This is a genomic window from Kitasatospora sp. NPDC002227 (assembly GCF_040296285.1).
Classification (GTDB): Bacteria; Actinomycetota; Actinomycetes; order Streptomycetales; family Streptomycetaceae; genus Kitasatospora.
Window position 1 is genome coordinate 55276 of sequence record NZ_JBEOWY010000001.1, and the last position, 19669, is coordinate 74944.

At 74.6% G+C, this 19669-nt stretch carries 15 protein-coding genes and 1 riboswitch; of the genes, 7 read left to right on the forward strand and 8 right to left on the reverse strand.

The genetic code is table 11. The annotated features are described in order from the left end of the window. Nucleotides 1–344: 344 nt before the first annotated feature. Nucleotides 345–3965, reverse strand: coding sequence for a cobaltochelatase subunit CobN (cobN, locus tag ABT095_RS00235; RefSeq protein WP_350526955.1), 3621 nt, complete (start codon nt 3963–3965; stop codon nt 345–347). Between the two features lie 251 nt (nt 3966–4216). Beyond that, a riboswitch (cobalamin riboswitch) is annotated at nt 4217–4341 on the reverse strand. 106 nt (nt 4342–4447) lie between these two features. Between cobN and ABT095_RS00240 the strand changes: the two genes are divergently transcribed. The 3 genes from ABT095_RS00240 to ABT095_RS00250 are packed head-to-tail and all read left to right on the forward strand — an operon-like array spanning nt 4448 to nt 7826. Beyond that, nucleotides 4448–5653 (forward strand): ferredoxin-like domain-containing protein, encoded by a 1206-nt coding sequence (locus tag ABT095_RS00240; protein ID WP_502884770.1) that lies wholly within the window; start codon nt 4448–4450, stop codon nt 5651–5653. Further along, entirely contained in the window at nt 5650–6276 is a 627-nt protein-coding gene (locus ABT095_RS00245; RefSeq protein WP_350526957.1) for a precorrin-8X methylmutase, read from the forward strand. Before ABT095_RS00240 ends, ABT095_RS00245 begins: the two co-directional genes overlap by 4 nt. Then, nucleotides 6273–7826, forward strand: coding sequence for a precorrin-2 C(20)-methyltransferase (locus tag ABT095_RS00250; protein ID WP_350526958.1), 1554 nt, complete (start codon nt 6273–6275; stop codon nt 7824–7826). The genes ABT095_RS00245 and ABT095_RS00250 overlap by 4 nt, the downstream gene beginning before the upstream one ends. Before the next feature lie 35 nt (nt 7827–7861). Here ABT095_RS00250 and ABT095_RS00255 read toward each other — a convergent pair whose 3' ends face one another. Next, the gene (locus tag ABT095_RS00255; protein ID WP_350526959.1) at nt 7862–8911 is read right to left on the reverse strand and encodes an HD domain-containing protein; all 1050 of its coding nucleotides are present in this window, start codon (nt 8909–8911) and stop codon (nt 7862–7864) included. 234 nt (nt 8912–9145) lie between these two features. On the opposite strand from ABT095_RS00255, the gene ABT095_RS00260 reads away from it, so the two are divergent. Continuing rightward, entirely contained in the window at nt 9146–11242 is a 2097-nt protein-coding gene (locus tag ABT095_RS00260; protein WP_350526960.1) for a tetratricopeptide repeat protein, read from the forward strand. A 94-nt stretch (nt 11243–11336) separates the two neighbouring features. Here ABT095_RS00260 and ABT095_RS00265 read toward each other — a convergent pair whose 3' ends face one another. From ABT095_RS00265 to ABT095_RS00280, 4 genes are all read right to left on the reverse strand, one after another. Next, entirely contained in the window at nt 11337–12344 is a 1008-nt protein-coding gene (locus ABT095_RS00265) for an alpha/beta fold hydrolase (protein WP_350526961.1), read from the reverse strand. Nucleotides 12345–12460: 116 nt separating this feature from the next. Continuing rightward, nucleotides 12461–13312, reverse strand: coding sequence for an oxidoreductase (locus ABT095_RS00270; RefSeq protein WP_350526962.1), 852 nt, complete (start codon nt 13310–13312; stop codon nt 12461–12463). After that, nucleotides 13309–13920, reverse strand: a complete 612-nt coding sequence (locus ABT095_RS00275; protein WP_350526963.1) for a TetR/AcrR family transcriptional regulator — start codon at nt 13918–13920, stop codon at nt 13309–13311. Before ABT095_RS00275 ends, ABT095_RS00270 begins: the two co-directional genes overlap by 4 nt. A gap of 118 nt (nt 13921–14038) precedes the next feature. Continuing rightward, nucleotides 14039–14824 (reverse strand): cobalt-precorrin-6A reductase, encoded by a 786-nt coding sequence (locus tag ABT095_RS00280; RefSeq protein ID WP_350526964.1) that lies wholly within the window; start codon nt 14822–14824, stop codon nt 14039–14041. A gap of 20 nt (nt 14825–14844) precedes the next feature. Between ABT095_RS00280 and ABT095_RS00285 the strand changes: the two genes are divergently transcribed. Then, nucleotides 14845–15972, forward strand: coding sequence for a cobalt-precorrin-5B (C(1))-methyltransferase (locus tag ABT095_RS00285; protein WP_350526965.1), 1128 nt, complete (start codon nt 14845–14847; stop codon nt 15970–15972). Nucleotides 15973–16247: 275 nt separating this feature from the next. On the opposite strand, the gene cobM is transcribed toward ABT095_RS00285, so the two are convergent. Then, on the reverse strand, nt 16248–16994 hold the full coding sequence (cobM, locus tag ABT095_RS00290) for a precorrin-4 C(11)-methyltransferase (protein ID WP_350526966.1): 747 nt from the start codon (nt 16992–16994) through the stop codon (nt 16248–16250). Nucleotides 16995–17031: 37 nt separating this feature from the next. Further along, nucleotides 17032–18282 (reverse strand): precorrin-6y C5,15-methyltransferase (decarboxylating) subunit CbiE, encoded by a 1251-nt coding sequence (cbiE, locus tag ABT095_RS00295; RefSeq protein WP_350526967.1) that lies wholly within the window; start codon nt 18280–18282, stop codon nt 17032–17034. Between the two features lie 198 nt (nt 18283–18480). Here cbiE and ABT095_RS00300 point away from each other — a divergent pair, with 198 nt between their 5' ends. Beyond that, nucleotides 18481–18762 (forward strand): hypothetical protein, encoded by a 282-nt coding sequence (locus ABT095_RS00300; RefSeq protein WP_350526968.1) that lies wholly within the window; start codon nt 18481–18483, stop codon nt 18760–18762. Nucleotides 18763–18792: 30 nt separating this feature from the next. Beyond that, nucleotides 18793–19659, forward strand: a complete 867-nt coding sequence (locus tag ABT095_RS00305) for a transglycosylase SLT domain-containing protein (protein WP_350526969.1) — start codon at nt 18793–18795, stop codon at nt 19657–19659. The last annotated feature ends 10 nt before the right edge of the window (nt 19660–19669 follow it).

Sequence of the window (19669 nt, forward strand, 5' to 3'; positions counted from 1 at the left end):
TTCGGTGGTGAATTCCTGGACATCGTCCAAAATGAGGGAGTGGACGATTTCGGCAACTCCACCACTCATTCGTAGATGTGGAGGTGCTGTGTTGAATCGGCCCTGACCCTACGAGGTGGACCAACGGGCGGTCAAGGACCGTCCACCGTTCGACGGCACGTCAGGAAGCTGCCAGGGCAGGGGTTGACGCGGCGCCGGATGCCCTTGCATGCTTGGTCTAGACCAGTCCCCCGGAGGCGGGCGATGCGTTCGGAACAACGCAATTGCGTGGTGTTTCACGGCCCTGAAAAAAAAGCCGGCCCGCGAGCGTGTGCTCGCGGGCCGGCTATTGGTGACGACAGAGATCAGGCGTCGTCGCCTTCGAGGTCGCCCTCGGTCTCCAGGAAGGCGGTGCGCAGCGCGTCGATCAGGGCAGGGTCCGGCTGCTCCCACAGGCCGCGCTCGGCGGCCTCCAGCAGGCGCTCGCTGATGCCGTGCAGCGCCCAGGGGTTGACCTCGTTCATGAACTCCCGGTTGGTCGGGTCGAGGACGTACTCCTGGGTGAGCTTCTCGTACATCCAGTCGGCGACCACGCCGGTGGTGGCGTCGTAGCCGAACAGGTAGTCGACGGTCGCGGCCATCTCGAAGGCACCCTTGTAGCCGTGACGGCGCATGGCCTCCATCCAGCGCGGGTTGACCACCCGGGCGCGGAAGACCCGGGCCGCCTCCTCGGTCAGGGTGCGGGTGCGGACCGTCTCCGGGCGGGTCGAGTCACCGATGTACGCGGCCGGGGCCTTGCCGGTGAGCGCGCGCACGGTGGCGACCATGCCGCCGTGGTACTGGAAGTAGTCGTCCGAGTCGGCGATGTCGTGCTCGCGGGTGTCGGTGTTCTTGGCCGCCACCGTGATCCGCTTGTACGCCGTCTCCATCTCCTCGCGGGCCGGGCGGCCGCCGAGGTCACGGCCGTAGGCGTAGCCGCCCCAGACCGAGTAGACCTCGGCGAGGTCGGCGTCGGTGCGCCAGTCCCGGCTGTCGATCAGCTGGAGCAGACCGGCGCCGTAGGTGCCCGGGCGGGAGCCGAAGACGCGGACGGTGGCCTTGCGCTCGTCGCCGTGCACCGCGAGGTCGGCCTGGACGTGGGCGCGGACGTAGTTGTCCGCGTCCGCCTCCTCCTGGCGGGCGGCCAGCCGGACGGCGTCGTCCAGCAGGGCGACCACGTGCGGGAAGGCGTCCCGGAAGAAGCCCGAGATGCGCAGCGTGACGTCGATCCGGGGGCGGCCCAGCTCGGCGAGCGGGATCGGCTCCAGGCCGGTGACCCGGCGGGAGGCGTCGTCCCAGACCGGGCGGACGCCCAGCAGGGCGAAGGCCTCGGCGATGTCGTCACCAGCGGTGCGCATCGCGCTGGTGCCCCAGAGCGAGAGGCCGACGCTGGGCGGGTAGGCGCCGTCGTTGTCGGCGCGGTAGCGCTCGATCAGGGAGTCCGCCAGCGCCTGGCCGGTCTCCCAGGCGAGGCGGCTGGGCACGGCCTTCGGGTCGACGGAGTAGAAGTTGCGGCCGGTCGGCAGCACGTTGACCAGCCCGCGCAGCGGGGAGCCGGACGGGCCGGCCGGGACGAAGCCGCCGTTCAGCGCGTGCAGCACGGCGTCCAGCTCGTCGGTGGTCCTGGCGAGACGGGGGACGACCTGGGTGGCGGCGAAGGCGAGGACGTTCTTGACGTCCTGGCCCAGGCCCTCCGCGACCTTCTCGACCGCCTCGGGGGCCCAGTCCAGGGCCTCCATCGCCTCGACCAGCTCACGGGCCTTGGCCTCGGCCGCGTCGGTGGCGCCGAGGGTGAGCGCCGCCTCGTCCAGGCCGAGCGCCTCGCGCAGACCCGGCAGGGCGCTGACGCCGCCCCAGATCTGGCGGGCGCGCAGGATGGCAAGGACGATGTTGACCCGGTCGGTGCCGGCCGGGGCCTGGCCGAGCACGTGCAGGCCGTCGCGGATCTGCACGTCCTTGATCTCGCAGAGCCAGCCGTCGACGTGCAGCAGGAAGTCGTCGAAGCCGTCGTCCTCGGGCCGCTCGTCCAGACCGAGGTCGTGGTCGAGCTTGGCGGCCTGGATCAGCGTCCAGATCTGGGCGCGGATCGCGGGCAGCTTGGCCGGGTCCATCGCCGCGATGTTGGAGTGCTCGTCCAGCAGCTGCTCCAGGCGGGCGATGTCGCCGTAGGAGTCGGCGCGGGCCATCGGCGGCACCAGGTGGTCGACCAGGGTCGCGTGGGCGCGGCGCTTGGCCTGGGTGCCCTCGCCCGGGTCGTTGACCAGGAAGGGGTAGACCAGGGGGAGGTCGCCGAGCACGGCGTCCGGTCCGCACTCGGCGGAGAGGGCGGCGGTCTTGCCGGGCAGCCACTCGAGGTTGCCGTGCTTGCCGAGGTGGATCACGGCGTGGGCGCCGAAGCCGTTGTCCTCCTGAGCCGCCGCGATCCAGCGGTAGGCGGCCAGGTAGTGGTGGCTCGGGGGCAGGTCCGGGTCGTGGTAGATCGCGACCGGGTTCTCGCCGAAGCCGCGCGGCGGCTGGATGAGGACCAGCAGGTTGCCCGAGCGGATCGCGGCGAGCACGATGTCGCCGTCCGGGTTCTGCGAGCGGTCCACGTACAGCTCGCCAGGGGCCGGGCCCCAGTGCTCCTCGACCTGCTCGCGCAGGCCGGCCGGGAGGGTGGCGTACCAGCGGCGGTAGTCGGCGGCGGGGATGCGGACGGGGTTGCGGGCGAGCTGCTCCTCCGTCAGCCAGTCCTGGTCGTAGCCGCCGGCCGCGATCAGGGCGTGGATGAGGGCGTCACCTTCGTGGCCGGAGTCGGTGTCGCTGTCGACGTCCAGGCCCGGGAGGTCGGTGCCGAGGTCCATGCCCTCCTCGCGCAGGCGGTGGAGGAGACGGATCGCGCTGGCCGGGGTGTCCAGGCCGACGGCGTTGCCGACCCGGGCGTGCTTGGTCGGGTACGCGGAGAGCACCAGCGCGAGGCGGCGCTCGGCGGCCGGGGTGTGGCGCAGCCGGGCGTGCGCGACGGCGATGCCGGCGACGCGGGCGGCCCGCTCGGGGTCGGCCGCGTAGACGGTCAGGCCGTCCTCGTCCAGCTCCTTGAAGGAGAACGGGACGGTGATCAGGCGGCCGTCGAACTCGGGGACGGCGACCTGGGTCGCGGTGTCGAGCGGGGAGAGGCCGTCGTCGCTGGCCTCCCACTGCTCGCGGGACCAGGTCAGGCAGAGCGCCTGCAGGATCGGGCGGTCCAGGGCGGCCAGCGCGCCCGCGTCCCAGGCCTCCTCGTCGCCGCCGGCCTGGGCGTCGGCGGGCTTGGTGCCGCCCGCCGCGAGGACGGTGGTGATGATCGCATCGGTGCCGGCCAGCTCGGCGAGGAGCTCGGGGGCGGCGCCGCGCAGGGAGGAGCAGTAGAGCGGCTTCGGGCGGGCGCCCTGGGCCTCGAGGGCCTGGCAGAGCGTCTCGACGAAGCCGGTGTTGCCGCTCATGTGGTGGGCGCGGTAGTAGAGGACGGCCACGCTCGGGCCGCTCTCGTTGGCCTCGGTGCGCTCCAGCGGGCCCCACTCGGGGGCGGAGGCCGGGGCGGCGAAGCCGTGGCCGGTGAGCAGCACGGTGTCGGAGAGGAAGGCGCCGAGCTCGGCCAGGTTGGCCGGGCCGCCGTGCGCGAGGTAGGCGTGCGCCTCGGCGGCGATGCCGGCGGGCACGGTGGAGAGCTCCATCAGCTGGGCGTCCGGGGCCTGCTCACCCGTCAGCACGATCACCGGGCGCGGGCCCGCGAGCAGCGCGTCCAGCCCCTCCTGCCAGGCGCGGCGGCCGCCGAGCAGGCGGACCACCACCAGCTCGGTGCCGTCGAGGAGCCCGGGGAGCTCCTCGGGGGAGAGCCGGGCCGGGTTGCCCAGGCGGAAGCCGACCGGGCCCTGCGAGGCGCGGGCGCTCAGCAGGTCGGTGTCGGAGGTGGAGAGCAGCAGGATCATGCGGAGGGCCTCCCGGCCAGGTTGTGGATGCCCCAGGCGGGGGGACGGAGCGGTGAGTACGCGCTGCGGGCTGCGGCGTGGAGCTTGGACTGCTCAGGGCAACCGGAGCGGGGACGAGCGGGACGATGCGCGCAACCGGGTACGGCGATGGGCGGCTGGGCGCGCCTGCTGTTGATGAGCAGAGCCCCGCGCCCCCGGGGTTGACGCCCCAGCACAGGCATGGTCGGGCCTTCCTCGGGGTCCGCGCCCCGTGGGGTGAGTCGAGGACGGCAGGAGTTCCTGACTTCCTCGGCCAGTGAGCCGAGGTCACAGTGGCGGGACCGCACCGGTTTTGCACCGGTTTCCTCCGTGAAGCGCCGTCGCTGGCGTGGGCGGCCGCGAGGGACGCCCGGCAGCATCGTACGGGGTGCCAGGTGACGGGGACAGAGCGCCCGGTGACCGGTGTGATCCACACAGCAGCTGTGCCCGGGCGGATCGTGGGTATGCTCGCGGCCATGTCACCCCGACCCTCCGCCACCGAACCGGGCCCCGGCCGCCCCGGCCGGGCGCAGTCGGACGCCTGCCCGGGCGCCCTGCGGCTGCACGCCGCCGACGACGGCGCCCTCGCCCGGGTCCGGATACCGGGAGGGTTGCTGACGTCCCGGCAGGCGCTCGCGCTCGCGGACGCGGCGGACGAGCTCGGCGACGGCGCGCTGGAGACCACCTCGCGGGGCAACGTCCAACTCCGGGGGCTGGCCGCCGATTCGGGGCTGGAGCTCGGGCGGCGGCTGCGGTCCGCCGGGCTGCTGCCCTCGGACACCCACGAGCGGGTACGGAACATCGTGGCCTCGCCGGCCGCCGGCTTGGACGGGCTCGGGTACGCGGACGTCCAGGGGTGGGTGCGGGCGCTGGACGCGGCGCTGTGTGCGTCGGCGGCTGCCGCCGGGCTGTCGGGGAAGTTCCTGTTCGCGCTGGACGACGGGCGGGGGGACGTCGCGGCGCTGGACGCCGATGTGACGTTGATCGCAGTGGCGGGCGGGGGCGCGCTGCTGCGCCTCGGGCGGGCTCGGACCGCGCGTGCTGTCGCGGCCGGGGGCGAGGTCGCGGCGGCGGTCGCGGCGGCGGTGGAGTTCCTGGCGGTGGCAGGCGGGGCCTGGCACGTGCGGGAGGTTTCTGCTCTGGACGCGGGGAGCGAACCGCTGCCGGGGTTCGGGGCGCCGCTGGACATCGGTGTGCTGGGCGGCGCGGCTGTCTGCGTCGGGCTGAGGTTCGGGCGGGTGACGGCTGCGCAGTGGCGGTTGCTGGCTTCGGTGGGGGACGGACTGCGCGTGACGCCGTGGCGGTCGGTGGTGGTGCCCGGGGCGGGTGCTTCGGCACTGCCGGAGCTGGCGGTGGCCGGGCTGCGGACCGAGGCGGAGTCCGCCTGGGCCGGGGCGAGTGCGTGCACCGGGCTGCCCGGGTGCGGCAAGTCGCTCGCCGACGTGCGGCGGGACGCCGCCGCGGCGCTGGACTCGACGGCGGCCGGCGGACTGCCGGTCCACTGGTCCGGCTGCGAGCGCAGGTGCGGGCACCCGTCGGGTGCCTGGGTGGACGTACTGGCGACCGGACCCGAGCGGTACCGGATCTCCCTGGCTGGGGACACGAGTGTTGTCGAAGTGACGAGAGAGCAGATGGCCACGGCGGTGGCCGAGGCCCGGAGGACGAAGTGATCGAGTACGAGAAGGACGGCGCCGAGATCTACCGGCAGTCCTTTGCCACCATCCGGGCCGAGGCCGACCTCGCTGGCATGCCCGAGGACGTCGCCCGGGTCGCGGTGCGGATGATCCACGCCTGCGGCATGACCGACCTGGTCGAGGACCTGGCCTTCTCGCCCCGCGCGGTGGCTGACGCGCGCGCCGCGCTGCTGGCCGGAGCGCCGATCCTGTGCGACGTCTCGATGGTCGCCAGCGGTGTCACCCGCAAGCGCCTGCCCGCCGACAACGAGGTGGTCTGCACCCTCTCCGACCCGTCGGTGCCCGCGCTGGCCAAGGAGATGGGCAACACCCGCAGCGCCGCCGCGATGGAGCTCTGGCTGCCCAAGCTGGCAGGGGCGGTGGTGGCGGTCGGCAACGCGCCGACCTCGCTGTTCCGCCTGCTGGAGATGATCGCGGCCGGTGCGCCGCGCCCGGCCGCCGTGATCGGCGTGCCGGTGGGCTTCATCGGCGCGGCCGAGTCCAAGGACGCCCTGGCCGCAAACAAGCTGGGCCTGGAGTACCTGGTGGTCCGGGGCCGCCGGGGCGGCAGCGCGATGGCGGCTGCCGCGATCAACGCGATTGCGAGTGAAGAAGAGTGACGGATCGTCAGACCGACGCGACGGAGCGTCGGCTCGGCCGCCTGTACGGCGTGGGCCTCGGCCCGGGTGACCCGGAGCTGGTGACGGTCAAGGCCGCCGGGCTCATCGCCAAGGCGGACGTGATCGCGTACCACAGCGCCCGGCACGGCCGCTCGATCGCCCGGTCGATAGCCGAGCACTATCTGACGGGCAGTCAGATCGAGGAGAAGCTGGTCTACCCGATCACGGTCGAGACCACCGACCATCCCGGCGGCTACCGGGGCGCGCTGGACGACTTCTACGAGGAGGCCTCCGCCCGCCTGGCTGCCCACCTGGACGCGGGCCGTGACGTGGTGGTGCTGGCCGAGGGCGACCCGCTCTTCTACGGCTCGTACCAGCACATGCACAAGCGCCTCGCGCACCGGTACCCGACCGAGGTCGTGCCCGGTGTCACCTCGGTGAGCGCCGCCGCCGCTCGGCTGGGCAAGCCGCTGGTGGAGGCCGAGGAGGTGCTCACGATCATCCCGGGCACCCTGCCCGAGGAGGAGCTGACGGCCCGGCTGGCCGCCACCGACTCCGCCGTGGTGATGAAGCTCGGCCGCACCTTCCCCACCGTGAAGCGCGCGCTGGAGCGCTCGGGCCGCCTGGCTGAGGCGCAGTACGTCGAGCGGGCCTTCATGCCGGGGGAGCGGACGGCTCCGCTGGCCGAGGTGGACGAGGAGGGCGTGCCGTACTTCTCGGTCGCCGTGCTGCCCAGTCGGGTGGCGCAGCTGGACTCCGACGGGCAGCCGTACGACGGCAGTCCGGTGGCTTCTGACGGCGTCGGTGAGGTCGTGGTGGTCGGCACCGGCCCGGCCGGGCCGCTGTGGCTCACGCCGGAAGCGCGCGGCGCGCTGGCGCGGGCCACCGATCTGGTCGGCTACACGACGTACATCGACCGGGTGCCGGTGCGGCCGGGCCAGCTGCGGCACGGCTCGGACAACAAGGTCGAGGCCGAGCGGGCCGAGTTCGCGCTCGATCTGGCCCGGCGCGGCCGCAAGGTCGCCGTGGTCTCCTCGGGTGACCCGGGTGTCTTCGCCATGGCCACCGCCGTGCTCGAGGCGGCCTGCGCCGATCCGTACCGCTCGGTGCCGGTGCGGATCCTGCCCGGCATGACGGCCGCGCACGCCGCCGCCTCGCGGGCAGGCGCGCCGCTGGGCCACGACTACGCGACGGTCTCGCTCTCGGACCGGCTCAAGCCCTGGGAGGTGGTGGCCAAGCGCCTGCGCGCGGCGGCCGAGGCCGACCTGGTGCTCGCGCTCTACAACCCGGGCTCGCAGAGCCGCACCACCCAGGTGGGGCTGACCAAGGAACTGCTGCTCGAGTACCGCGCCGCCGACACCCCCGTGGTGATGGCCCGCGACGTGGGCGGCCCGACGGAGCGGGTGCGCACCGTTCGGCTCGGCGACCTCGACCCGGCGCAGGTCGACATGCGGACCATCCTGCTGATCGGCTCCTCGCAGACCCAGGCCGTCGCCCGCGACAACGGCACCGAGGTGGTCTGGACGCCGCGGCGCTACCCGGAGGCGTAGCCCGTGGGCGTGAGGGACTGACCTCAGGCAGTCCCTCACGCCCCGCTCCAGCGGACGTGGAAGTCGGTGGGCAGCGCGCTCAAGGCGGCCAGCTCGGCGGCGAGTCCGGGTGCGGCCTCCTCGAGCGGGCGGCCGTCCACCAGTGGGGCGGAGCGGTAGATCTTGCGCAGGGAGAAGTCCCAGCCGGTGCTCTCCTCGGGGGCGAGCCCGAGCGTCACCGCCAGGCGGTGCGGCTCGTACCGGATCAGGTGGCTCTCGGCCCGGGTGGCCGGGCAGGCCTCGAACGCGGACCAGAGCTGGTGGTCGGTCAGCCGGGCGAGCCGGGCCGGCGTGAGTGTGCCGCCGTCGAGCAGTCGCCCGGCCAGGCGGCGGACCACGGAGACCGGGCCCGCGTTGTCCCAGGAGGTGTGCAGCCGGGCCTCCGCGCGGACCAGGGCGACGAGTACGGCGGCCGTGCGAGGGTCCGTCGATACCGCCGAGTCGGTGAGGTCGAGCCGGCTCAACAGGGCGGCGGGATCGGCGTCGAGGTGCCCGGCGGCGCGGCCGCTGCGTACGTAGGAGTCGAGATGGTCGAGGTTCATCAGGCCTGACCGGCCGGTGAGGGGCGAGAGCGGCTCGCCGTCCAGCACGGCGGCGACGGCTCCGGCGGAGATCGCATGCCGCTCCAGGGCCGGCCGGATCGGGTCGGCCCGCAACAGCCGGGCGCCGATGGCGTGGTGGTCGAGGCCGCCGATGCCCTCGAAGGTGTGGCTCAGCGGTAGATGGCCGATGTCGTGCAACAGCGCTGCGGTCCGGAGGAGTTCGTCCTCCGGGCGGAAGTGTGCGACCAGGGCGAGAACACCGAGGGTGTGCTCGAGCCTGCTGTAGGACTGCAAGGTGCTGAGCGTCGAGGCGCCGCCGTGCGTGACGAAGTGCAGGCGCCGCAGCGGTTCGGTGCGGAGCAACTCGACCTCGACCGGCCGCAGCCGGACACTGATCCGCCACAGCGGATCGGTGAACTCGCCGCGCAGACCCAGGACGTTGGTCGGCACCGGCCGGGCGGCCTCGCTGCCGGGGGTGGGTGGAATCGACTCCGTAGTGGTCATGACCGCGACCCTAGGGCCTGTCGTCCGGACCACGCCGGGCGGCCGCAGGGCAGCTCGCCCTCCTTGCCGGCCGACGGGCGGGAGTGGCCCTCCAGCGCCGCCCGCTGATGTCACAGCCGACGTGACCCGGAAAGCAGGCCCCGGGCCACCAGGCGGCCCCGCCCGGCCCGTTCCCCCGGGGGTGGGTGGTTGAGACACTGGGGCCAAGTGGTCCGCTGGTAACGGGGGTTGGCGATGCCGGGGTGGCCGGTGTACGTGGGGGCGGTGGCGGGCGGGGCGGCGGCTGCGGCGGTGTCGCAGGTCTGGCTGTCGGGGGCACCGGCGGTCGGGGTCGGGGCGCTCGCCTCGGTGCTCGGCTTCGCCGCCGACCGGGTGGCCGAAGGGGGCCGGAGCCGGGCCGAACTTCCCGCCGGTGACGGGGTGTTACGCGGGCGGGCGGGCCGGGTGCCACTGGTGCGCCAGTTGGACGACCCGGTGGCGGCCGGGGTGCACCCGGCCGAGTGGTCGGCCGAGGGTGCGCCCGCGTACATCGCCCGGGATGCCGAGCCGGAGCTGCGTTCGCTGCTGGCCGGCTGTCAGTTCGTCCTGCTGGTGGGTGAGTCCGCCGCAGGCAAGACCCGGCTGGCGTACGAGAGCGTCCGGGCGCTGTACCCGGACCACCGCTTCGTCCGGCCGCTCGGCCGGACGGATCTGTCGGCGGCCCTGCGGTTGGTGGGGCGCGGCAGGCGGCCCGCGGTGCTCTGGCTGGACGACCTCGAGGGCTACCTGGGCGCGGGCGGTCTCACCGAGCCCGAGCTGAGGGCGCTGCTGGCCGAACGGGTTGGCCGGGCCGTGGTGGTGGCCACCATGCGCGCGGAGGAGCACCGCCGGTACGACGCCCGGGAGGAGAGCCGGCTGACCGGCTCGGACCGGGATCTGTGGCGCACCGAGCGCGGGGTGGTCCAGGCGGCCCGGGTGGTCCGGGTCGCCCGCCGCTGGTCGGGGCCCGAGTGCGAGCGGGCCCGGCTCCGCGCGCGGGACCCGCGGATCGAGCGGGCGCTGCGCAGCAGCGGCCGGTTCGGGGTGAGCGAGGTGCTGGCCTCCGGACCCGCGCTGCTCGACTCCTGGCGGGACGCCTGGGCGCCCGGCGCCAACCCGCGCGGGGCGGCCCTGGTCGCGGCGGCGGTGGACTGCCGGCGGCTCGGGCTGCGGCGCCCGCTGCCGCAGGAGTGGCTGGCCGAGCTGCACCTGCCGTACCTGGCCGAGCGCGGCGGCGAGGACCTCAAGCCCGAGCCGCTCGGCCCCGCGCTGGCCTGGGCCGGGCAGCCCGCGCACGCGACCAGCAGCCTGCTCACCGGCAGCGCCGCGGCCGGGTGGACGGCCTTCGACTACCTGCTGGACGGGCCGGGTCTGCGGCCCGTGCCGGACCACCTGTGGGACGGGCTGCTGCCCCGGCTGGGCGCGGCCGACTGCTACGACCTGGGGCTGGTGGCGCACCAGGAGGCCCGGCTCGCCCACGCCGCCGTCGCGCTGCGGCGGGCGCGGGACGGCGCGGTGCCGGGCGCCGACTTCGCCCTCGCCCTGGTGCTCGGTGATTCCGGCCACCCGGCCGCCGCCGCGCGGGCGCTCGGCCCGATCCTGGCCGCCCGGACCGCCGAGCTCGGCCCGGCCCACCCCGAGACGCTGGCGGCCCGGCACCAACTGGCCTACTTCACCGCCGAGTCCGGATCGGTGGCCGAGGCCGTGCCGCTGTTCGAGGCGCTGGTGGTGGACGCCGGGCGGGAGTTGGGCGCCGACCATGCCGACACCCTCGCCGCCCGGCATCAACTGGCCTACTACATCGGCGAGTCCGGCGATCTTGTCGGGGCTGTCCGGCAGCTGCGGGTGCTGCTCGCGGACCGGGAGCGGGTGCTCGGCTCGCGGCACGCGCAGACGCTGGCGACCAGACGCGGACTGGCCTGGTTCCGCGGCTGCTCCGGTGAACTGCTCGCCGCACAGTTCGAGTTGTCGCTGCTGGGCACCGACGCCGCGGCCGCGCTGGGTGCGGACGATCCGCACACGATGGCCGTACGGGGTGCCTGGGCCTGGTTCGCACTGCAGACCGGCCAGCCGGCCGAGGCCGCGGCGGAGCTCGCGGCCCTGGCGGCGGACCGCGCCCGGGTGCTCGGCCCGGACCACCCGCACACCCTCTCCACCCGGCTCCACCTGGCCCACGCCCAGGCCGCCCTGGGCGACCCGGCGGCGGCCCGGGCCGCCGCGCGGGCCCTGCTGGCGGACGCCGAGCGAGTCCTCGAGCGGGGCCACCCCAGAGTGCGGTCGATCCGGGCCTTCCTGGCCGGTTGGGCGGACTGATCGGGCTCAGGGCCTCTCTTTCGGATCACGTCGGGCGGGCGCCGCCGGGGCAAGCGCCCCAACGACGCCCGCCCCGCGGCGCCAGCTGCTGATGTCACAGCCGATGTGACCCGAAAGTGAGGCCCTGGCCGTCGAGCCGGCCGAGCCAGTCGAGCAGCAGCCGGTTGGTCTCCGCCGGGCGTTCCTGCTGCACCCAGTGGCCGCAGCCTTCGAGTACGTGCGAGGCGAGCAGGCCGGGCATGGTCGAGGTGAGGTCCGCGATCAGGTCGCCGAACCATTGGGTGGGGGCGTCCAGGGTGCCGCCGATGAAGAGGGAGGGCTGGGTGAGCCGGGCGCCGTGGTGGGCCCGCAGGTCTTCGCCGTCCTGGTCCATGCAGCGGTAGCGGTTGAGGCCGCCGGTCAGGCCGGTGCGCTCGAACTCGGCGGCGAAGAAGTCGAGATCGGCCTCGGTCAGCCATCCGGGCAGCGGGCCGGTGGGGAAGCGGTCGCGCATCCGGGCCCCGGCGGGGACGGTGAACGGGTCGACCCCGGTGCCCATCCCCTCGGCGGCCAGCGCGGCGTACGCCCCGGCGAGCCAGCCCCGGACGTCGGGCTCGATCTCCCGCTCGGCCCGGCCCGGCTCCTGGAAGTAGGAGAGGTAGAACTCGTGCGGTCCCGCCAACGGGGCCAGCGCCTCGGTCAGTTTGGCCGGGCCGGGTGGTGCGTAGGGCACGCTGAGCAGACCGACCGCGCGAAACAGCTCCGGGTGCAGCAGGGCGGAGGCGCTGGCGATCGGGGAGCCCCAGTCGTGCCCGACCACCACCGCGCTCGCTGCCCCGAGTGCCCGGACCACGGCCGCGTTGTCGGCCGCCAACTCGCCGATCCGGTAGGCCTCCAGGGCGGCCGGCCGGGAGGACCGGCCGTAGCCGCGTACGTCGATCGCGACCGCCCGGTACCCGGCCGCGGCCAGCACGGGCAGCTGATGGCGCCAGGAGTACCAGGACTCCGGGAACCCGTGCACCAGGAGTACCAGCGGGCCGCTGCCCTGCTCGACCAGATGGATGCGGCCGGTGCCGGTCGGCACGGTGCGGTGGGTGACTTCGGCGTGGGAGAACGCGGACACGGGAACCCTCCGGGGCTCGGGCGGGAGACGGCCCCCTGGACCATTCCCGCCCGGCGCGGGTTCACGCCCGGCGCTCGGGGCTCGGCGGGGCGTGCGGTCGGCCGGGCAGGGCGGGCTCAGCGGGGAGCCGGCACCGGGAAGTTGGAGCGCATCAGCAGGTCGAAGGCGGCGTCCGGCAGCAGGCGGCGGGCGATCATGGTGGAGCGGGCCAGCCCGCCGATCGCGTACCGGGCCCGGGGCCGCGCCGTGGTGGCGGCCCGGACGATCACCTTGGTGGCGGCCTCGGCCGGGACGGCGCCCTTGCTGCGGCTGAAGGCCTTGCCGTACATGGTGGCGAGATCGGCGCGGAAGCGGCCGTAGGGGTCGTTCTCGTCGGGCGCGGCCTGCAGGGTGTCTATCGCGGTGCCGGCGAACTCGGTGATGGTGGGGCCGGGTTGGACCACCACGACCTCGATGCCGAAGGGCGCCACCTCGAGGCGGAGGGCGTCGCTGATGGCCTCCACCGCGTGCTTGGTGCCGTGGTAGAAGGCGCCGCCGGGCGGCGAGAAGCGCCCGCCCATCGAGGAGATGTTGACGATCCGGCCGCGCCCGGCCTTGCGCATGCCGGGCAGCACCAGCTGGGTCATCCGGACCAGGCCGAAGACGTTGGTGTCGAACTGTGCGCGGATCTCCTCGGTGGTGGCGGACTCCACCGGCAGGTAGAGCCCGAAGCCCGCGTTGTTCACCAGCAGCCCGACCGATCCGTGGTCGGCCTCAACCCGGGCGACGGCCTCGGCCATCGAGGTCTCGTCCGTGACGTCCAGCCCCAGCACCGTCATCCCCTCGGCGGCGAGGTCGGCCAGGGTCTCGGGGCGGCGGGCGGTGGCGTAGACGTGGTGGCCGAGCCGGTGCAGTGCGAGAGCGGTGTGCCGGCCCATGCCGGAGGAGCAGCCGGTGATCAGGACCGAGGTCGGGGCGGTGGTGGTCATGCGGAGGCCTCTCGGTGCAGGAGGGCCCAGACGGCCTGCTCGGCCTGGGCGAGTTGGTCGGGGGTGAGCGTGGCGAGGCCGCCGGGGCCGACGTGCTTGAGCAGCCCGGCGAAGGCGCCCAGGGCCATCGAGATCAGCAGCTTCGGGTCACCGTCGCGGATCTCGCCGGAGAGCTGGCCGCTCAGGATGAAGTCGGCGGCGAACGCGTCGAGCTCGGCGGCCAGCGCCTGGCTCTCGGGGGCGAGGAAGGTGTCGTGCTGCTGGTGCTCGAGGAAGACGAAGGCGTTGTGGTGGGCGGCCGTGTAGCGGGCGAAGCCCCGCCAGAGCCGGCTGAACTCCTCGCGGGTGGAGGTGGTGGGCCCGCCCTCGGCGACCGCGGCCCGGTACTCCGCGAGCAGCCCGCCCTTGGCGTACTGGAAGGCGGCGTTGCCGAGCGCCTCCTTGCTGGGGAAGTACCGGTAGATGGTGCCGACGCCGACCTGGGCGCGCTGGGCGACGGCGGGCATCTGGGTGCCCTCGTAGGTGCGCTCGGCGAACACGTCGATGGCGGCGTCGAGGAGGGTCTGGGCGAGGTCGCCCCGGCGGCTGGAGTCGGGCTTAGGAGTCACGGAATGAATGTTCATTCCGCGCTTGGGGCGAAGTCAAGCCCTTCCGGAATGAATATTCATTCCGGGCCGAGGGGAGGCCGACCCACCTCCTCCACGCCGGAGGGGAGAGCGCCGGACGTCAGAGCAAGCCGAGCCAGGCGAGGGCGGCGGCGACGTCGGGGGCGGACGGGATGCCCGGCGGCGGGGTCGGGCGGCGGACCACGACGACCGGCAGGCCGAGCTCGCGGGCGGCGGTGAGCTTGGGGGCGGTGGCGGCGCCGCCGCTGTCCTTGGTGACCAGGACGTCGATCCGGTGCTCGCGAAGCACCGCGCGCTCGCCGTCCAGGGTGAAGGGGCCGCGGTCGAGCAGGACGTCCAGGTCGGGCGGGAGGGGGGCCTCGGGCGCGTCCACCGAGCGGGCCAGGAAGTGCAGGCCGGTGAGGTGAGCGAAGGCGGCCAGGCCCTGGCGGCCGGTGGTCAGGAAGATCCGCCGCCCGAGCCCCGGCAGCGCCTCGGCGGCCTCGGCCAGGGAGCCGGCCGAGTGCCAGTCGTCGCCCGGAACCGGCACCCAGCTGGGGCGACGCAGCGCGAGCAGGGGAACATGGACCTCGGCGGCCGCGAGGGCCGCGTTACGGCTGATGGACTCGGCGAAGGGATGGGTGGCGTCGATGAGTGCGTCCACGTGCTGCTCGCGCAGCCAGGCGGCCAGCCCCGCCGGGCCCCCGAAGCCCCCGATCCGCACCTGGCCGGCGGGCAGCCGGGGCTCGGCGACCCGGCCGGCCAGCGAGCTGGTCACCCGGACCGCCGGATCGGCGGCCAGGTCGGCCGCCAGGCGGCGGCCCTCGGTGGTGCCGCCGAGGATCAGCACGTGGCGGACCGGCACGTGGCGGATCGCCACGCGGTGCGGGCCGTCGGCTTCGGACATCAGGACTCCAGGGGATCTTCGTGGTTGAGCAGACGGACAACACCGAGGCGGTCGGCGGCCGGGCGGGGCAGCTGAGGAGCAGCGGGCTGCGGCACGGCTGGACGACCGGCGCCTGTGCCACGGCCGCCGCGGCCGCCGCGTACACCGCGCTGCTCGGCGGGGAGTTCCCGGACCCGGTGCGGATCACGCTGCCGAAGGGCCAGCAGCCCGAGTTCGCGCTCGCCGTCGAGGAGTTGACGGAGGGTCAGGCGATGGCTGGGGTGGTCAAGGATGCCGGGGACGACCCGGACGTGACGCACGGCGCGCTGATCCGCTCGACCGTACGCCTGGGGGCGCCGGGCACCGGGGTGGTGTTCCGGGCCGGGCCAGGGGTCGGCACGGTGACCAAGGCCGGGCTGCCGCTGGCCGTCGGCGAGCCCGCGATCAACCCGGTGCCCCGGCAGATGATCCGGGACACGGTGGCGGAGATCGCCGCCGCGCACGGCGCGAGCGGGGACGTCGAGGTGACCGTCTCGGTGGACAACGGCGAGGAGATCGCCCGCTCGACCTGGAACCCGCGCCTGGGCATCCTGGGCGGGCTCTCGATCCTGGGCACGACCGGGATCGTGGTGCCGTACTCGTGCTCGGCCTGGATCGACTCGATCCGGCGCGGGGTGGACGTGGCGCGGGCGGCGGGGCGCACCCACGTGGCCGGGTGCACCGGCTCGACCAGCGAGAAGATCGCGGTGGCGGTGCACGGGCTGCCGGAGGACGCCCTGCTCGACATGGGCGACTTCGCGGGGGCCGTGCTCAAGTACCTCAAGCGCCACCCGGTGCCCCGGCTGACCATCGCGGGCGGCTTCGCCAAGCTCTCCAAGCTCGCCGCCGGGCACCTCGACCTGCACTCGGCCCGCTCCCAGGTCGACAAGGGCTACCTGGCCGACCTCGCCCGGGTCGGCGGCGCCGACGAGGCGCTGGCCGAGGCGGTGGCGGGCGCCAACACCGGCCTGCAGGCCGTCCAGCTGTGCCGCGCGGCGGGCGTCCCGCTCGGGGATCTGGTCGCCGAGGCGGCCCGGCAGACGGCGCTCGGCGTCCTGAAGGGCTCGCCCGTCGCGGTCGACGTGATCTGCATCGACCGCGCGGGCACGATCGTCGGGCGAGCCGGGTAGCGCGGCTCCCGCGCCCGGGCGGGCCGGAGCACACCCGGCTGGGCAGCACGTGACAGCGCAGCACCTAGCTGGGCGGCACCTAGCTGGGCAGCACGTGAAAGCGCACCACCTGGCAGAGCAGAGCCCGGCAGGGCAGGGCTCCGTCGGGTGGTGCCTACCGTAGGTGGCCCGGCCGACAGCTTGGGCCGGTCCTGGGCCGGTTCCAGGCGTCGCGGAATGAACGTTCATTCCGCGACGCACTCCGCCGGCGGTCAGCCGGGCCGGGTCGCGGAGCGTCAGTCGCACCGGTGGCGGTCGGTGGAGTAGAGGTGGCTGTCGCGGAACTCGGCGGCGGCCAGGGTGCGGCCGACGATGATGACAGCCGTGCGGACCAGGCCGGCCTCCCGCACCTGGGCGGCGATGTCGGCCAGGGTGCCGCGCAGCACCAGCTCCTCGGGGCGGCTGGCCATCGCGACCACGGCGGCCGGGCAGTCGGCGCCGTAGTGGGGGAGCAGCTCCTCGACCACGCTGTCGACGTAGCGGGTCGCGAGGTGGAGGACGAGCAGGGCGCCGCTGCGGCCGAGGGTGGCGAGGTCCTCGCCGGGGGGCATCGGGGTGGCCTGGCGGGCGACCCGGGTGAGGATCACCGTCTGGCCGACGGTCGGCACCGTCAGCTCGCGCTTGAGCGCGGCCGCCGCCGCGGCGAAGGCGGGCACGCCCGGGACGACCTCGTACGGGATGCCCTCGGCGTCCAGGCGCCGCATCTGTTCGGCCATCGCGCTGAACACGGACGGGTCGCCCGAGTGCAGCCGGGCGACGTCCTGGCCCTCCTGGTGGGCGCGGACCATCTCGGCGACGATCTGGTCCAGGTCCAGCTTGGCGGTGTCGACCAGCCGGGCCCCGGGCGGGCACTCGTCCAGGAGCTCACGCGGCACCAGGCTGCCCGCGTAGAGGCACACCCCGCTGGCGGCGAGCATGCGCTGGCCGCGCAGGGTGATCAGGTCGGCGGCGCCGGGCCCGGCTCCGATGAAGTGGACGGTCACTCGGGGTTCTCCTGATCAGCTGCCGACAACGGTGTGCTCAACCTACTGGCGCCGGCTTGACCACCGACCACTGGGTGACCGGCATCGCCTGCCGCCAGCCGGTGAAGCCGCCGACCGGCACGGCGTGCGCCACCGAGAGCCGCAGCAGCTCACCGCCGTGGCGGCGGTACCACTCGGTCAGCAGCGCCTCGGACTCGAGCGTCACAGTGTTGGCCACCAGCCGCCCGCCCACCGGCAGCGCCGCCCAGCAGGCGTCGAGCAGCCCGGGGGCGGTGAGCCCGCCGCCGACGAAGACCGCGTCCGGAGTGGGCAGCCCCTCGAGGGCGGCGGGCGCCGGGCCGGTGACCACGCGCAGCCGGGGTACCCCGAGAATGGCGGCGTTGCGGGCGATCCGCTCGGCGCGGACCGGCGAGCGCTCGACGCTGACGGCCTGGCAGCTGCGATGTGAGCGCAACCATTCGATCGCGATGCTGCCCGAGCCGCCGCCCACGTCCCAGAGCAGCTCGCCGGGCCGGGGCGCCAGGGTGGCGAGGGTCGCGGCGCGCACGTGCCGCTTGGTGAGCTGGCCGTCCGAGTCGTACGCGGCGTCCGGCAGGCCCGGCACCACCGGGAGCCGCAGTGCCTCGGGGCCGGCCGCGCACTCGACGGCGAGCAGGTTGAGCGGATCGCCCGGGGCGTGCGGCCAGGCCTCCGCGGTGCCGAGCAGGGCGCGCTCGGCCGGTCCGCCGAGCTGTTCGAGCAGGTGCAGGCGGCTCGGGCCGTAGCCGCGCTCGGTGAGCAGGGCGGCGACGGCGGCCGGGGTGGTGGCGTCGGCGCTGAGCACCAGCAGGCGGCGGCCGGGGTGCAGCGCGAGAGAGAGGCCGTCGAGCGCCCGCCCGACCAGGCTCACCACCTCGGTGTCCTCCAGCGGCCAGCCCAGGCGCGCGCAGGCCAGGCTCACCGAGGAGGGGTGCGGGAGCACCCGCAGCGCCTCGGGCCCGGCGGTCTCGGCGAGGGCCCGGCCGATGCCGTAGAACATCGGGTCGCCGCTGGCGAGCACCGCCAGGCGGCGGCCGGCGTGCTCGGCGAGCAGCCTCGGCACGGCCGGGCGCAGCGGCGAGGGCCAGGGCACCCGCTCGGCCGTCACCTCGGGCGGCAGCAGGTCGAGCTGGCGGGGGCCGCCGATCACGGCCTCGGCCTCGCGCAGTGCGGCCCGGGCCGGTTCGGTGAGGCCGGGCCAGCCGTCCGCGCCCAGCCCGACGACGGTGATCGGCCGGTTCGGCGGCGCCGGGTGCTGGGGGGCTGCCAAGGTGCGCTCCTCGGTGTCGTGGCTGGTGGGCGGGCAGGCGGCAGCCTACCGGGCGGCCCGCGGGCAGCTTCCGGGCGGGGACGAGCCGGGCCGCCGGCGCGATTGCGAAAGCCTTCGTGGGCGCAGTAGCCTCACCGGGCCGACGGGTCGTCAGCCGACCCTCGGCCGGACGCGGATCGAACGGGGGGAAGATCGCGGATGAGCGGGCTCGGGGACGTAGTCAAGGGCTTGGCCGGATTCGTCGGGGACGCGCCGCTCGCGCACATCAAGGCCGAGCTGGAGGCGCTGGCCGGCCAGGTGGGCGAGATCGCGCAGGAGCTGGAGCGGGCCAAGGGCTCGGTGCACTGGGAGGGCCGGGCGGCCGACGCCTTCCACACGCACGCCGACGAGCGGCTGCGTGATCTGCGGGCGCTGGTCGGCGAGTTGGACGCCGCCGCGGGCGCGGCCGGTGCAGTGGTGGTCGCGGGCGGCCTGCTGTAGGCCGGCGGTACGCAAGGACGGGGGACGGACATGACGGAGCAGTACCACGTCTCGCCCGACCAGCTCGACGGGCTGGCCGGCACGTGGCAGGGCGAGGCGGCGAAGCTGGAGCAGGTGGTGCAGCGGGTGCACGCCGTGCTCGGCGAGTTCGGCAAGGCCGAGCTGACCACTCTGCTGAGCCGGGGGCTGGTCGCGGCCGAGCTGGTGGTCGAGGTCGAGCGGGTGGTCAAGAACGTCGGCGAGCGCGCCGCGAAGCTGACCGGCCGGCTGCACCAGGACGGCGAGGGCATCAGCCGGTGCGCGAGCAACTACCGTGAGGCCGACGCGGAGGCCGCGCGTCACCTGCACCACGGCGGGAAGCGCGGCAGCGTTCCGCCGCCCAAGCACCCCACGGAGGGCGACAAGGGCGGTCAGGGCGGCCATGGCGGCGGTCAGGGCGGCCATGGCGGCGGCACGGGTGGCGGGACCGGAAGCGGTACCGGCGGCGGGGACGGCGGGGGTTCGCCCGCGCCGCTGCCCAAGGGCGACTACGCCAACCGCGAGCAGGTGATGGCCTGGATCAACCAGGCCTTCGACATCCTCAAGGCCAACGGCGTGCCCGCCGACAAGCTGAACGCCGAGGGCGTGCTGCTGATGATCGAGCACGAGTCCAGCGGCAACCCGCACGCCATCAACAACTGGGACAGCAACGCCAAGGCGGGCCACCCGTCCAAGGGTCTGATGCAGACCATCGACTCGACCTTCCAGGAGCACACGCTCCCGGGCCACGGCGACATCTACAACCCGGTCGACAACATCATCGCGGGCACCCGCTACGCGCTGAGCACCTACGGTTCGATCGACAACGTGCCCGGGGTGAAGGCGGTGGCCCACGGCAAGCCGTACGTGGGGTACTGAGCCGTACGCG

Excerpts from the sequence above, each read along its gene's own strand:
- cobN (WP_350526955.1), bottom strand. The coding sequence starts at position 3,965 with ATGATCCTGCTGCTCTCCACCTCCGACACCGACCTGCTGAGCGCCCGC.
- ABT095_RS00240 (WP_502884770.1), top strand. The coding sequence starts at position 4,448 with ATGCTCGCGGCCATGTCACCCCGACCCTCCGCCACCGAACCGGGCCCC.
- ABT095_RS00255 (WP_350526959.1), bottom strand. The coding sequence starts at position 8,911 with ATGACCACTACGGAGTCGATTCCACCCACCCCCGGCAGCGAGGCCGCC.
- ABT095_RS00260 (WP_350526960.1), top strand. The coding sequence starts at position 9,146 with ATGCCGGGGTGGCCGGTGTACGTGGGGGCGGTGGCGGGCGGGGCGGCG.
- ABT095_RS00270 (WP_350526962.1), bottom strand. The coding sequence starts at position 13,312 with ATGACCACCACCGCCCCGACCTCGGTCCTGATCACCGGCTGCTCCTCC.
- ABT095_RS00280 (WP_350526964.1), bottom strand. The coding sequence starts at position 14,824 with ATGTCCGAAGCCGACGGCCCGCACCGCGTGGCGATCCGCCACGTGCCG.
- ABT095_RS00300 (WP_350526968.1), top strand. The coding sequence starts at position 18,481 with ATGAGCGGGCTCGGGGACGTAGTCAAGGGCTTGGCCGGATTCGTCGGG.
- ABT095_RS00305 (WP_350526969.1), top strand. The coding sequence starts at position 18,793 with ATGACGGAGCAGTACCACGTCTCGCCCGACCAGCTCGACGGGCTGGCC.